Origin of the sequence: Pararhodospirillum photometricum DSM 122 (assembly GCF_000284415.1) — a bacterium.
Taxonomy (GTDB): domain Bacteria; phylum Pseudomonadota; class Alphaproteobacteria; order Rhodospirillales; family Rhodospirillaceae; genus Pararhodospirillum; species Pararhodospirillum photometricum.
Map to the genome: position 1 here is coordinate 3540634 of NC_017059.1, position 15126 is coordinate 3555759.

At 66.2% G+C, this 15126-nt stretch carries 6 protein-coding genes; 3 read left to right on the top strand and 3 right to left on the bottom strand.

The features are described from left to right. Positions 1 to 54: 54 nt before the first annotated feature. The 3 genes from RSPPHO_RS15760 to RSPPHO_RS15770 all read left to right on the top strand — a co-directional run bounded on the left by RSPPHO_RS15760 (position 55) and on the right by RSPPHO_RS15770 (position 2776). The gene (locus RSPPHO_RS15760; RefSeq protein WP_041795927.1) at positions 55 to 942 is read left to right on the top strand and encodes an ATP-binding protein; all 888 of its coding nucleotides are present in this window, start codon (positions 55 to 57) and stop codon (positions 940 to 942) included. 127 nt (positions 943 to 1069) lie between these two features. Further along, on the top strand, positions 1070 to 2425 hold the full coding sequence (locus RSPPHO_RS15765; RefSeq protein WP_041795929.1) for a TldD/PmbA family protein: 1356 nt from the start codon (positions 1070 to 1072) through the stop codon (positions 2423 to 2425). Positions 2426 to 2446: 21 nt separating this feature from the next. Continuing rightward, a complete protein-coding gene (locus RSPPHO_RS15770; RefSeq protein ID WP_014416204.1) occupies positions 2447 to 2776 on the top strand; it encodes a hypothetical protein in 330 nt (109 codons plus the stop codon). Between the two features lie 114 nt (positions 2777 to 2890). Here RSPPHO_RS15770 and RSPPHO_RS15775 read toward each other — a convergent pair whose 3' ends face one another. Genes RSPPHO_RS15775 through RSPPHO_RS20285 form a run of 3 tightly spaced genes read right to left on the bottom strand, consistent with a single transcriptional unit; the run spans position 2891 to position 15072 of the window. Further along, on the bottom strand, positions 2891 to 4396 hold the full coding sequence (locus RSPPHO_RS15775; RefSeq protein ID WP_014416205.1) for an Ig-like domain-containing protein: 1506 nt from the start codon (positions 4394 to 4396) through the stop codon (positions 2891 to 2893). Positions 4397 to 4438: 42 nt separating this feature from the next. After that, positions 4439 to 14374, bottom strand: a complete 9936-nt coding sequence (locus tag RSPPHO_RS15780) for a beta strand repeat-containing protein (RefSeq protein WP_162138100.1) — start codon at positions 14372 to 14374, stop codon at positions 4439 to 4441. Continuing rightward, on the bottom strand, positions 14335 to 15072 hold the full coding sequence (locus RSPPHO_RS20285; RefSeq protein ID WP_157879278.1) for a hypothetical protein: 738 nt from the start codon (positions 15070 to 15072) through the stop codon (positions 14335 to 14337). The genes RSPPHO_RS15780 and RSPPHO_RS20285 overlap by 40 nt, the downstream gene beginning before the upstream one ends. Positions 15073 to 15126: the final 54 nt, after the last annotated feature.

Below are 15126 nucleotides of genomic sequence, written 5' to 3' on the forward strand. Positions count from 1 at the left end.
ACTCCAGGACTCACCAGCCCCTTGGGGCTCTTTTGGGGAAAAAAGGAAAGAAGCATGCCCGAGGTGTCTGGAAACGCCGACCTTCTTGCCGTCTTGACCCGGTTAGCCGAGGCTGTGGAGCGTCTGGCTCCGCCGCCGCCGCCTCGCCCCGACGGATCCGGCGCCGATGCTTTCGTCTGGCAGGCCCAGCGCTCGTTTCTCGATCCCGTGGCCCGGGTCAACCGGGTGGATCTGGGCTTGCTGTGCGGGATCGACCGCCACGTGGCCACCTTGCGCGACAATACCTTGCGCTTTGCCCGCGGCCTGCCCGCCAACAATGCCCTGCTGTGGGGGGCACGGGGCACGGGAAAGTCGTCGCTGGTCAAGGCGGTGCACGCCGACATCAACGCCACCTTGGACCAGGAGGGGCGCCCCCGTCTCGCCTTGATCGAAATCCACCGCGAGGACATTCCCACCTTGCCGCAGCTGCTCCAGATTCTGGCCGGCTTTGCCCGGCCGTGCTTGTTGTTTTGCGACGATCTGTCCTTCGATGGGCAGGACACCAGTTACAAGTCGCTGAAAGCGGTGCTGGAAGGTGGCATTGAGGGGCGGCCAGCCAACGTCATCTTTTATGCCACCTCGAACCGCCGCCACCTGCTGGCCCGCGAGATGGTGGAAAACGAGCAGTCCACCGCCTTGCACGCCGGCGAGGCTGTCGAGGAGAAGGTCAGCCTCTCGGATCGCTTCGGGCTGTGGCTGGGCTTCCACAACATTGATCAGGCAACCTATTTCGCCATGGTCCGCGGCTACGTCGCGGCCTATGGTTTGAAGGCCGACCCGGCCCAGGTCGAGCGCGAGGCCCGCGAATGGGCGATGACCCGGGGCAGCCGGTCGGGCCGGACCGCTTGGCAGTTCATCCAAGACCTTGCCGGGCGCCTGGGACAGGCCTTGCCGCCGGGCTGACCCTCTCGAACACGGCGAGGGTGACCTGTCTCTTTCGTCGTGTTCTGATGCCTTTACGAGGGCCGCCGCCTCGATAAAATAAAGCCCGATTTTGGGAACCATCCCTTTCCTCTTGCGGGAGCCGTCCATGACCGATACCGACAAATCCGCCGCCGCCCTTGGCATTCTCGACGACCTTGTGCGCCGGGCAATGCGGGCCGGGGCCAGCGCCGCCGACGCGGTGGTGGTCGATGGCGTCTCGGTTTCGGTCGCCTATCGCATGGGGCGGCCGGAAAAACTGGAGCGGGCCGAGGGCGGTGATCTAGGGTTGCGGGTTCTGGTCGGCACCCGCCAAGCCCTGGTCTCGACCGCAGATCGCAGCCCCCAGGGTCTGGATGCCTTGGTCGAGCGCGCCGTGGCCATGGCCCGCGCCGTGCCCGAGGATCCCACCTTGGGGTTGGCCGATCCTGCCCTGGTGGCTCGCGATCTGCCCGATATTGATGGCTGTGATCCCGATGAGCCCTCGGTGGAACTCCTGAGCGAGCGGGCCCGCCTTCTTGAAGACGCCGCGCGGGCCGTGCCCGGCGTGACCAATTCGGAAGGAGCCGAGGCGAGCTGGGGGCGCTCTACGGTGGCCCTCGTCGGCTCCAACGGCTTCGCGCATGCGTATCATACGAGCCAAAGCAGCCTCGGGGTCGCCGTCGTCGCCGGGAGCGACGCCCACGGGATGGAATCCGATTACGCCTCCAGCGCCGCCGTGTATGGGGCCGACCTGCGCGATCCGGTCGAAGTGGGGCGCGACGCGGGCGAGCGGGCCGTGCGGCGCCTTGGCGCAACCCGCGTGCCCACCGGGCGGCGGGTCATCGTGTTCGACCCCCGTGTGGCCCGCGGCTTGATTGGTCATCTGTTGAGCGCCATCAACGGGGCGAGCATCGTGCGTGGCACGTCGTTTTTGAAGAACAAGCGGGGGGAGGCCGTGTTTGCCCCCGGCATCGAGGTGATCGAGGATCCCTTGCGGCCGCGCGGCCTGCGCTCGCGGCCTTGCGATGCGGAGGGCTTGCCCTGTCGTCGCCGCTCCCTGATCGACGATGGCCGCCTGACCACCTGGATTCTGGATCTGCGCACCGCCCGCGCCCTGGGCCTGGAAAGCACCGGTCATGCCGGGCGCGGACCCTCCTCGGCCCCCAGCCCCACCACCTCCAACGTTTGGCTCGCACCGGGGGTGCTCACGCCCGACGCCTTGATTGGGGCCATTGACGACGGCCTCTATGTGACCGATCTCGTGGGCCAGGGCGTTAACGGCCTGACCGGGGATTACAGCCGGGGCGCCGCCGGTCTGCGGATCGAGAAAGGTCAACTCACCACTCCCTTCAACGAGGTCACCATCGCCGGAACCTTGCAAGACATGTTTGCCGCCCTGGTGCCGGCCAACGACCTTGTGTTCCGCCATGGGGTCGATGCCCCGACCGTCTTCCTGGGCGACATGATGGTGGCCGGCGCCTGAGGTTCTGAGGAGAAGCCTGTCATGTCCTTGAAGCCGACCATTCTCTGCGTGGCCCTCGTGATGATGGCCTCCCCTGCCTGGGCTCAATCGGCCCGGACCTTCCGGGTGTCCTGCGACGATGGCTTGTCGTTTCAGCTTTCCCTCAGGCCTGAGGCCAGCGGCGGGCCCGGTCGCACCGCCACCTTGACCCTCGGGGAAGATCCTCCGCAGTTGCTGTTGATCGACTCCCAGGCCGAGACCACGACCTACGAAAATGCCCGCTACCGTTTCCAGGCCCTGGCGGATCAGAAGGCCTTCCAACTGATCGAGCTGCGCAACGGGCGGACGACAGCGATCCACACGTGCCGGTAGAGGGGCTGTCTCGGTAACGTGCAGCAGCCCCCCCCGGCTGGCGGGCCCCCCGCGTTCCCCCAGAGCAAAAAAACGGGGGGCCTCCCGTGCCCCCCGGTAAGGGATGTCCTGCAATCAGCCGGTGTAAGCCACCGCGTGCTCGTGACCGCTACTGGCTCCAGACGGATCGTTGGTGTCGTTGGTCCCGGTGCCGGTGCTGGGCTCCGAGGACAAGGTTGCCGAGGTCACGGCATCCGACCCGTCGTAATGGGCTTCATACGTGCTGGTCAGGGTGCTCGTGCCCGTTGTGGTGTCGGTCGTCAGGTGTTCGTAGACGACGATCTGCTCGTAAATCGTATTGATCATGTCCTCCGACAGCGCGGAAGGTGCCAGCGCCCCTTCCGGTCCGGCCACCGTCACCGGGGGCACCGAGGCGGAAATCGCATTGAGGAAATCCTCCATGGTGTCGTGCTCGAACACCCCAACATCAACCGACACCTCCACCGAGGCCGCCGGCGCCGACTCTCCGGCGGCGGGCGTCGCCTCGACCTTGAACTGGAAGTCGGTGTCGGTCGCGGCGGTTACCTGAAGGCCCTCGAGATCGGCCGACGACAAGCTCCAGGTCTGCCCGCCATCGCTGGTCGTTCCCGCCGACAGCACCGAGCCGGTGGGCAGGTCGCTGACCGTCACCGTTTGCGGCGTGGCGCTGTCGCTCAGGCCCAGGGCTTCGTCCAGATGGGTGAGCGTGAGGGTGTCGCGCACATCCACCGTGAGGGTGTCCTGGGTTGTGGTGGTTGAACTGCCGTCGGTCGCCGTCGCCGCCACGCCAAGGGTGATCTCGCCAGAAAAATTCTCCGGCGGCGTCAGGGTCAGGCCATGGAGTTGATCCCCACTCAGGGTGAAGGAGCCATTGGCCGTGCTCGCCGTGTAAACCGTCGTCCCGTTGACCGCCAGCGACGCCCCTTGCGGGATGCTGGACAAGGTCACGCTCAGGGTCTCCGAGCCATCGGTATCGGTGAGCGCCGCGCCGGTGGTCAGGCTGATGGCCGTATGTTCGGCACCCCAGGTATCGACCGGCGCTAGGGTGGGCGTGTCGGCCACCGGGGTAACGGTAATGGTCAGCGGCGTCGTGGTCTCGGCGGTGGCGGTGCCATCGGTCGAGATCGCCTTCACCGTCAGGGTAAGGGTGCCCGAGAAATCGTCAGGCGGCGTCAGGGTCAGGCCCGAGAGCTGGGCCGGGGTCAGGGTGTAGCTCCCATCCGGGTTCGGGGTGCCGGCCGACAAGCTGGCACCAGAGGGCAAGCCACTGACGATCACGCTCAGGGTCTCGGAACTGTCGGTGAGCGAACTGACAATGCTAAGGCCGATGGGCATATCTTCCGCCCCCGTGGCCGGGGTGACGGTCAGGGTGGGAGCGTCGGCCACCGGGGTAACGGTGACGGTGAGGGGGGCCGTGGTCGCGGCGGTGGCGGTGCCATCGGTCGAGACCGCCTTCACCGTCAGGGTGAGGGAGCCCGAGAAATCGTCAGGCGGTGTCAGGGTCAGGCCCGAGAGCTGGGCCGGGGTTAGGGTGTAGCTCCCATCGGGGTTGGGGGTGCCGGCCGACAAGGTGGCGCCAGAGGGCAGGCCACTGACGATCACGCTCAGGGTCTCGGAGCTGTCCGGTCGAGCGAACTGGCAATGCTAAGGCCGATGGGGACTGTCTTCCGCCCCGTGGCCGGGTGACGGTCGAGGGTGGGGCGTCGGCCACCGGGGTGACGGTGACGGTGAGGGGGCCGTGGTCTCGGCGGTGGAGGTGCCATCGGTCGAGATCGCCTTCACCGTCAGGGTAAGAGTACCCGAGAAATCGTCAGGCGGCGTCAGGGTCAGGCCCGAGAGCTGGGCCGGGGTCAGGGTGTAGCTGCCATCGGCGTTCGGGGTGCCGGCCGACAAGGTGGCCCCGCTGGGCAGGCCGCTGATGACCACGCTCAGGGTTTCGGAGCTGTCGGTCACCCCTCCCGAGATGGTCAGGGCGATGGCCGTGTCCTCGGCCCCCGATGCGGCCGAGACCGTCAGGGTGGGGGTGTCGGCCACCGGGGCGACCGTGACCGTCACCGACGAAGAGACGCTGGCCGTGGTTCCGGTGTCGGAGTCGGTCGAGATCGCCTTGACCGACAAGGTGACATCTCCGGCGTAATCCTTGGGCGGTGTCAACGTCAGGGCGGAGAGCTGCGACCCATTCAGGGTATAGCTGCCCGTGCTGCTGCTCGACGTGTAGACCGTGACGCCGTTGACCGCCAGCGACGCCCCGTTCGGGATGTTGCCCACGACCACACTCAAGGTTTCCGAGCCATCCGTATCGGTGAGGGCTGCCCCCAGGTCCAGCCGGATTGCCGTGTCCTCGTTGCCCGAGGTCGCGACCGGTGACAGGCTTGGGGTGTCTACCACCGAGGAAACCGAAACCGTCAACGCCGTGGTCACGCTGGCCGTGCTGGCGTTGCTGGTTTCGGTAGCGTTCAGCGTCACGTCCATGGCGTAGGTGCCCGACCCGTTGGGCGGCGGCGTGAACGTGAGCAAGCTGGCCTTTCTGCTGGCCAGGGTCGCCACGTCGTCCGCCTCAAGGATCCACCGCGTCGCATCATTCAGGTCCACGTGGCCCAGGTCAAAGCTGCCCCCCGCCGGCATCTTGCTGATGATCAGCGACAGGGTTTCCGAGCCATCGGTATCGATCAACGCCGTGTCGATGTGGACGCCGACCGAGGTGTCTTCCTTGGTGGCGAGGGCGGTCTCGCGCACGATCAACACCGGCTGGTCGGCGGCCGCGTCCACGGTGACCGTGAAGGCCTTGTCCACGGAAACGATCTCGCCCGTGGCCTTTTCCATGGTCGAGGCGGTGAGCGTCAGGTCAAAGGAGCCGCTGACGTTGGTGGGGTTGTAGAACTTGAGGCCGGTCAACTGATCTTGGGTCAGGGTCCAACTGCCGTTGCCGTTGTTGATGCCCGCCGACAGCAAGGCATCCTCGGGCAGACCCGACAGCGTATACGAGATCACCTCGGAGCCATCGGTATCGGTGAGGGCGCCCGACAAGGTGAGCGCGATCCCGCCCGCCTGGTCCTCGGTGCCCGAGACGGTGGTCGCCGTGACGGTGGCCTCGTCGGTCACGGGGGAGAAGGTTAGGGACACGACTTGGCTGGTCAGGGCCTGATCACTGCCATCTTGGGTGACAGCGTGAACGGTGAGGCTCACCGTCCCGGCGACGTTCTCCTTGGGGATCACGGCCAGTGAGGCGAGGGCAGTCAGGGGGACGAGAACGCCGGTCACCGTCTGACCGTCCACCGTGATCGAGGTCTGCGTCGTGGTATTGAGCGGACCATCACTGGTCTTCAGCCCATAGCCCGCCGGCAGGCCGGAAATCAGCACGGTTTGAACCGTTTCCGGCGTTCCCGTGGTGTCGGTCACGCCGACCGAGAGGCCCAGGGTAAGAGCCTGATCCTCGGCCGCCGTGGTGGTCGTCACGGTGATGGTTGCGTTGTCGGCCTGGGCATCAAGCGAAATCGGCACCTGGGTCACGGTGGTCTTGGCCACCTCGCCCGTTTCCAACTCCATCGACACGCCCACCACCGTCAAGGAAATCTGGCCCGAGACATCGGCGGGGGGATGCAAGACCAGAGTCACCGGGGTGTTGTTCGCGTTGGTGACATCGGCCGGCAGGGTCACGGTGTAGCTGCCATCCGGGTTCTGCAACAGGCTCACGCCGGGCGTACCGCTGCTCAGCGTCGCGCCTGCCGGCAGATTTTCAACAACCAGATAGCGCAGTTCCGAGCCATCGTCATCGACCCGGTCCACATCCACCGTGAAAGTCAGGGCCGTATCCTCGGTGCCGGCCAGCGGGGTTCCCGAAGAGCTGGTGTTGCCCGTTTGGGTGAGGGCCGTCACGCCGGTGGCGCTCGCCACCGTGACGGTTGGCGCGTCGGCCACCGGCACCACGTCCACCGCCACGCTGCCCGCCTTGATCTCGCTGCCGCTGCCATCGCGGTAGGAGACCGTCAGGGGGAAATCATCGCCCGAGTTGGCGGGGGGCGTGATCGTGAGCCCGGCCAGATCGCCGGCCGCTACCTGGATCGTGCCACCGCCGAGGTCGCTGTAGGTCCCTTGCAAGGTGGCCCCGGTCGGCACACCGCTGATGACCACCAGGCTGGCCCCAGACGTCCCGGCCACACTGGCCAAAGACGTGCCCAAGGCCCCCGCCGTGTCTTCGTTGACGGTCAAGGTGGTCAGAGCCGAACTGCCGCCCGATCCGCCCGATCCACCGGTGCCGCCGCCCGGGCCGCCGCTGGCGGTAACCGTGAAGGTGTCGGTGATCACCCGGTCCGTTGCGTCCAGGTTGGTGTCGCCGTCGTTTTCAACGGCAATGGCCCGCACCGTGAACTCGGCGGTTCCCCCGGTCGGCAAGCGCACCCCGCCGGTGCTCAACGAGTCCAACTCGTCCTGGGTTAGGGTCCAGGTGCCATCCCCATTGTTGTGGCCCGCCGACAAAACAAACGTCGAGGGGCTGGAGATCAGGTAATGAACCGTCTCCGATCCGTCCGCATCCCCCGTGCCTCCGGTAATGGTGAGCGGAATAAACGCGCCCGTCGTGCCGCTCGCGTCGTTTGCCACCACCGTGGGATCATCGGCAACACCGGTCACCGTGACGGTCAGGGGGCCCGTGACTTCTTTGGTGGCTGTGCCGCCGCTGCTGCTGTCGGTGATGGTGGTGGTCACCGTCAAGGTAAAGTCGGCGTTGGAGTCCTCGGGCGGCTGGATGTAGGCGTTTTGGGCCTGGGCATGGGTCAGGACAAAGGCGCCATCGCTGTTGGCTGTCACGGTGTCATAGCCCCCGTGGCCATCGGCGACCAGGATCGTGGCCCCCGCCGGAACGCCGGTCAGCGTGACCGCACCGGTCCAGCTTTCCGAGCCGTCGGTATCCCCCGGGTGGGGATCCAGGGTCAACTTGATCAGGCTGTCTTCCAGGCCCGAGGCGCCGCTAAAGCCGCCTTCCTGGTCCACCACCGGTGTGACCTTGACACTGAGCGTCATGGGGGGGGGGGCGGTCGCCACGTCGCCCGAGCCCAGGGTGTTGTTGTCGTCCTTCACCTCGGTCGAGACCAAGGTGATGTCGAGATCAACCGTGCCGGAGTAGTCCTTTGGCGCAATCAGGCGCACGGTAGACAACTCGGAGGCGGTCAAGGCCCAGGAGCCATCGGCGTTGAAGTGCCCCTCGCTCAGGGTGAAGCCCGGCGGCAGCCCCCGGATCACCGCCGTCAACTCTTCGGACGCAAAGGCCCGGCCGACATCGGTGTCGGCGAGGCTGACCTTGCTCAACAAGTTGAGCGCGATGCCCTGGCTCTGATCCTCCGTGCCGTCGGCCTTGGTTGAGGTCCCGAGGGGGGCATCGGCCACGCCGCGCACCGTCACCGTGAGATCAGCGGCGGTTTGGGCCTGATCGCCGTTGGCGCCCTCGGTGGCCACCGCCGTGACCTTCAGCGTGAAGTCAACGTTGCTGTCCTTGGGCGGCGTAATGGTCAGGCCCGTCAACTGGCTCTGGGTCAGGGTCCAGGTGCCGTCGTGATTGTCGGTGCCCACCGACAAGACGGCGCCCGGGGGCACATTGCTGATGATGATTGCCAGCGTTTCCGAGCCGTCCTGATCCACCAGGGCCGAGCGGATATCAAGGGCGATCGGCGTGTCTTCCAGGCCTCGCGCCGCTTGAACCGTTAGGGTCGGCGTGTCCGCATCCGGGGTGATGGCTACCGTAAAGGTGGTCGAGGTCGTTTGCGAGATCAGGGGAGACTTGCCGGCGTAGTTGGAGGCGTCGCTGTTGGCGTCGATCCAGGTTGCTTCCGCCGTGATTGTCGTTGGGGTAAATTGCGAGTCGTGCTTGTCCAGGGTGACGGCCAGGGTCGAGAGATTGGACAGGTTGTTGACGACCCAGGTATCGCCAACCTTGGTCGCCCCCTCGATGGTCCAGTCCGCCGGAACCCCCTTCAGGACCAGTTTGGTCAGTGTTTCCGATCCGTCGCTATCGGGCTCGGTAAAGGTCAAAGACAGGGGGAAGGTGTTGGTGCCCGTGTTGCCGTGATCCTCGACCCCGGTGACATTGGCCGCGACCAGGGTATTGGACTTGGCTTCATCCGTCACGGCGTTGACCGTAATCTTGCTGGAGAACGTATTGACTTTGGTACTGGTCGCCGTATTACCGTCGATGACCGCCTGATCGTCCGTGTAAACCTTGAGGGTGAAATCAAGATCCTTGTCACTGTCGGTCGCCGGCGTGACGCGAACGTCCTGGAAGGTGTAGGTCAGCGGGTTGCCGGCGCTATCGCGCGAGGCTACCACCACCGCCGAAGCTGGGATGGTCAAGACTCCGCCCACGAAGCTCAACTTGGTCCAGGTGTCGCCCAGCTTGACTTCCCAGGTCGCGTTGAGCGTTTCCGTGTCGGCGGCGGTGATGGTCACCCGCGACACATCCAGGCTTTCCGAGCCATCCTTGTCCTTCAGGGTGAAGACCGGCTGATAGGTCAAGGTCGTGTCTTCGTTGGTCACCACCGAGTTGCTCGACACCGACACGCCATCGGCATCCGGCGTAACGTTGACCGACAGGCTGCCGCTCAAGGTCTGGATATCCGTCGTCCCCTTTTCCTGGCTCGTCGCGCTGACCTGGAGGTTGTACTCCCCCGAGAAGTTACTGGGCGCCGTCATCTTCAAGGTGGCCAGCTGGGTGGAGAGGTTGGGATACTGCGCTGTGCTCAGGGTTAGCGTGCCCGAGGTGTTCGAGGACGAATAGACCGTGGTTGATCCCAAGACGAGGCTGGCCCCCTTGGGAATATCGGAGATGGTGACGGTCAGAATTTCCGACCCATCGGTGTCTTGCAGACCCGCCGAAATATTGAGGAGGAAGCTCTTGTCCTCGACCCCGGACGCGGCGGCGGGCACGCTCAACGTCGGCAGGTCCGTCACCGGGGTGACGGTGACACTGAGCGTGTCGGTTGCCGTCTTGAATCTGCCGTTTTCCGCCTCGGTGGTCGTTGAAACCACGGTGAGGGTGATGGTGCCCGAGTAGTTGGTCGGCGGTGTCAGGGTCAGCCCCTCAAGCTGGGCCGGGGTCAGGGTGTAGCTGCCATCGGCGTTCGGGGTGCCGGCCGACAAGGTGGCGCCGGTGGGCAGGCCGCTGATCTTGAGCGAGATCGTCTCGGAGCCATCGGTGTCGGGCGTCGCCGTGGTGATGGTCAGCGGAATCGGGGTGTCTTCGGCAACGCTCGCCGGGGCGCTGGCGTCCACCGTCACCTGATCGGCCACGGCGATAACGGTCACGGGCACGGTGATGGTGGTGTTGGCCGTGGTGGTACCGTCCTGGCTGGTGGCGGTGACGGTCAGATTGAAGTCCACGTCCGAGTTGACGGGCGGCGTGATGGTCAGGCCCGAGAGTTCGGCCGGGGTCAGGGTATAGCTGCCATCCGGGTTCGGGGTGCCGGCCGACAAGGTTGCGCCAGCGGGCACGTTGCTGATGGTGATGGACAGGGTTTCCGACCCATCGGTGTCGGTCAGGACCGGCGCCAAATTGAGGGGGATGGCCGTGTCTTCGTTGCCCACCGCGCTGGCAGCCGGCAGCACCGGGGCATCGGCCACCGGGGTGACGGTGACACTGAGCGTGTCGGTGGCCGTCGTGAAGCTGCCGTTTTCCGCCTCGGTGGTCGTCGAAACCACGGTGAGGTCGATGGTGCCCGAGAAGTTGGCCGGTGGCGTCAGGGTCAGGCCCGAGAGTTCGGCCGGAGTCAGAGTATAGCTGCCATCGGCGTTCGGGGTCCCAGCCGACAAGGTGGCCCCGCTGGGCAGGCCGCTGATGGTCAGCGAAATCGTCTCGGAGCCATCGGTGTCGGGGGTCGCCGTGGTGATGGTCAACGGAATCGTCGTGTCTTCCGCCGCCGTCGTGTTCTGGGCGTCCACCGTCACCTGATCGGCCACGGCGTTGACGGTGACGGGCACGGTGATGGTGGTGTTGGCCGTGGTCGTACCGTCCTGGCTGGTGGCGGTGACGGTGAGGTTAAAGTCCACGTCCGAGTTGACCGGCGGCCGGATGGTCAGGCCCGTGAGTTGGGCCGGGGTCAGGGTATAGGTGCCATCCGGGTTGAGAGTCCCGGCCGACAAGGTGGCCCCACTGGGCACGTTGCCGATGGTGATGGAGACCAGGGTTTCCGAGCCGTCTGTATCCACCAAGGTGGGAGCGAGATTGAGCGGAATGTCCGTGTCTTCATTGCCCACCGCACTGGCGGCCGGGAACTTCGGAGCATCGGCCACCGGAGTGACGGTGACGTTGAGCGTGTCGGTCGCCGTGGTGAAGTCGCCGTTTTCCGCCTCGGTGGTCGTCGAAACCACGGTGAGACTGATCGTGCCCGAGAAGTCGGTGGGGGGCGTCAGGGTCAGGCCGGTGAGCTGGGCCGGGGTCAGGGTATAGCTGCCATCCGGGTTCAGAGTGCCAGCCGACAAGGTGGCGCCGCTGGGCAGGCCGCTGATGGTCAGCGAAATCGTCTCGGAGCCATCGGTGTCGGGGGTCGCCGTGGTGATGGTCAACGGAATGGTCGTGTCTTCCGCCGCCGTCGTGTTCTCGGCATCCACCGTGACCTGATCGGCCACGGCGTTGACGGTCACGGGCACGGTAATGGAGGTGTTGGCCGTGGTCGTACCGTCCTGGCTGGTGGCGGTGACGGTSAGATTGAAGTCCACGTCCGAGTTGACCGGCGGCGTGATGGTCAGGCCCGAGAGTTCGGCCGGGGTCAGGGTATAACTGCCATCGGGATTCAGAGTGCCGGCCGACAAGGTGGCGCCGGTGGGCACGTTGCTGATGGTGATGGACAGGGTTTCCGACCCATCAGTGTCGGTCAGGACCGGCGCGAGATTCAGCGGAATGGCGGTGTCTTCATTGCCCACCGCGCTGGCGGCCGGCAGCACCGGGGCATCGGCCACCGGGGTGACGGTGACGTTGAGCGTGTCGGTCGCCGTGGTGAAGTCGCCGTTTTCCGCCTCGGTGGTCGTCGAAACCACGGTGAGACTGATGGTGCCCGAGAAGTCGGTGGGGGGCGTCAGGGTCAGGCCGGTGAGCTGGGCCGGGGTCAGGGTATAGCTGCCATCCGGGTTCAGAGTGCCAGCCGACAAGGTGGCGCCGCTGGGCAGGCCGCTGATGGTCAGCGAGATCGTTTCGGAGCCATCGGTGTCGGGGGTCGCCGTGGTGATGGTCAACGGAATCGTCGTGTCTTCCGCCGCCGTCGTGTTCTGGGCGTCCACCGTCACCTGATCGGCCACGGCGTTGACGGTGACGGGCACGGTAATGGAGGTGTTGGCCGTGGTCGTACCGTCCTGGCTGGTGGCGGTGACGGTCAGGTTAAAGTCCACGTCCGAATTGACCGGCGGCGTGATGGTCAGGCCCGAAAGCTGGGCCGGGGTCAGGGTGTAGCTGCCATCCGGGTTCAGGGTGCCGGCCGACAAGGTGGCGCCGGTGGGCACGTTGCTGATGGTGATGGACAGGGTTTCCGACCCATCAGTGTCGGTCAGGACCGGCGCGAGATTCAGCGGAATGGCCGTGTCTTCATTGCCCACCGCGCTGGCGGCCGGGAACTTCGGAGCATCGGCCACCGGAGTGACGGTGACGTTGAGCGTGTCGGTGGCCGTGGTGAAGTCGCCGTTTTCCGCCTCGGTGGTGGTCGAGACCACGGTGAGACTGATGGTGCCCGAGAAGTCGGTGGGGGGCGTCAGGGTCAGGCCGGTGAGTTGGGCCGGGGTCAGGGTATAGCTGCCATCCGGGTTCAGAGTCCCGGCCGACAAGGTGGCGCCGGTGGGCAGGCCGCTGATGGTCAGCGAGATCGTTTCGGAGCCGTCGGTGTCGGGCGTCGCTGTGGTGATGGTGAGCGCAATCGGGGCGTCTTCGGCAACGCTCGCCGGGGCGCTGGCGTCCACCGCCACTTGGTCGGCGACCGCGTTGACGGTCACGGGCACGGTGATGGTGGTGTTGGCCGTAGAGGTACCGTCCTGGCTGGTGGCGGTGACGGTCAGATTGAAGTCCACGTCCGAGTTGACGGGCGGCGTGATGGTCAAGCCCGAGAGTTCGGCCGGGGTCAGGGTGTAGCTGCCATCCGGGTTCAGGGTGCCGGCCGACAAGGTGGCGCCGGTGGGCACGTTGCTGATGGTGATGGACAGGGTTTCCGACCCATCAGTGTCGGTCAGGACCGGCGCGAGATTCAGCGGAATGGCGGTGTCTTCATTGCCCACCGCGCTGGCGGCCGGCAGCACCGGGGCATCGGCTACCGGGGTGACGGTGACACTGAGCGTGTCGGTGGCCGTGGTGAAGTCGCCGTTTTCCGCCTCGGTGGTCGTCGAGACCACGGTGAGATCAATGGTGCCCGAGAAGTCGGCGGGAGGCGTCAGGGTCAGGCCGGTGAGTTGGGCCGGGGTCAGGGTGTAGCTGCCATCCGGGTTCAGGGTGCCGGCCGACAAGGTGGCGCCGGTAGGCAGGCCGCTGATGGTGAGCGAGATCGTCTCGGAGCCATCGGTGTCGGGGGTCGCTGTGGTGATGGTGAGCGGAATCGTCGTGTCTTCCGCCGCCGTCGTGTTCTGGGCGTCCACCGTCACCTGATCGGCCACGGCGTTGACGGTCACGGGCACGGTGATGGTGGTGTTGGCCGTAGAGGTACCGTCCTGGCTGGTGGCGGTGACGGTCAGGTTAAAGTCCACGTCCGAGTTGACGGGCGGCGTGATGGTCAGGCCCGAGAGTTCGGCCGGGGTCAGGGTGTAGCTGCCATCCGGGTTCAGGGTGCCGGCCGACAAGGTGGCGCCGGTGGGCAGGCCGCTGATGGTGAGCGAGATCGTCTCGGAGCCATCGGTATCGGGCGTCGCTGTGGTGATGGTGAGCGCAATCGGGGCGTCTTCCGCCGTCGTGGCTCCCTCAACCTCCACCGTGACCTGATCGGCCACGGCGTTGACCGTCACCGGGACCTGGATCGTGGTGGTTGCGCGGTCGCCATTGGCGGCTTCGACGCTGGTTGCGCTCACCGTCAAGGTGAAGTCAACGTCGCTGTTCTCGGGCGGGGTGATGGTGAGGCCGGCCAGTTGGGCCGGGGTCAGCGTCCAGCTTCCATCGGGGTTTTGGGTGCCGGCCGATAAGCTGGCGCCGGTCGGGACCCCCGTGATGGTCACCGACGTCAGGCTTTCCGATCCATCGAGATCGGTCAGGGCAACGTCAATGGCGAGGGGAATCGGGGTATCCTCGTCGCCCTCGGCGGCGGGGGCGACCACCTCGGGTGCATCCGCCACGGCTTCAATGGTCACCGGGACGGCGGTGGTCGTGGTTGTGGTGTCCCCGTCCGCATCGCGGGCTGTGACGCTGACCGTCAGGGTAAAATCGTCGTCCGAGTTCGGTCCCGGGGTGAGGGTCAAGCCGGAAAGCTGATCGGGGGAAAGTGTCCAGGTGCCATCCGGGTTGCGGGTTCCTGCCGACAAGGTGGCGCCAGCGGGGAGGCCCGCCACCACGACGGACACGAGAGTGCTGCCGTCTCCGGCCGGGGCCACGGTCAACGGAACGGCCACAGCGGTATCTTCATCGCCGCGCACCTCGCCAGCCACCACCACCGGGGCGCCGGGGGCGGTGTCTTCCTCGGGTGAGGTCGGCGTCTGCGGGAGGGGGGAGGAGGGGGGATCAGAGGCGGCCGGGGCGGCAGGAGCCTCGGCTTCAGAGGGCGACGGGGTCGGGGTATCGGCGGGGGAGGGGGTGTCGGCGACCGGCGGCGTTGAGGAAGAGGGGCCGGTTGAGGGGGCGGGGGAGAAGGAACATCGGCCGTGCTGCTCAGGTCGGCAGGCGAGGGAGGCGGTGTGGTTGGCTCTTCCTCGGGGGCGGCCGCCCCTTCCTCCCGGGAAGAGCGGGCGCGGGCTGCGGGCTCTTCCGACGCCGTTTCCTCCCCGGCGGCCTGGGCTTCTGGGCTCTGGCCCTGGGTGTCTGTCTGGACGTCCGGCGGGGCCTCGGTCGGTACGGTGCCGGCTTCGAGGCCGGCGCCGCCGTCGCGGGTGCCTCCCGTGTGGATCATTCCCAAAACGGTGTTGTCGCCGCCGACTTGCCCCTGGTTTTCGTCAATGGCCCGCTCGATGGCGTCCATCGGGTTTTCGGTTTCATCGTCGGCCAGGGGCGCGTCAATCGGGCGCTCTTCGTCCACCGCCTGAAGGGGAGTTGCGTCTGCGCCTTGCTCTCCTTGAAGCTCCAGCTCCTCGAATTCGACCGTGTCCTCGGTGTCGGGCTTCTGGGTCTCGTCGGCCATGTTCAACTCTCCTTGCCCCTGACTTTTTTTGCCCCTGGGTACTTTTTGGAAAGG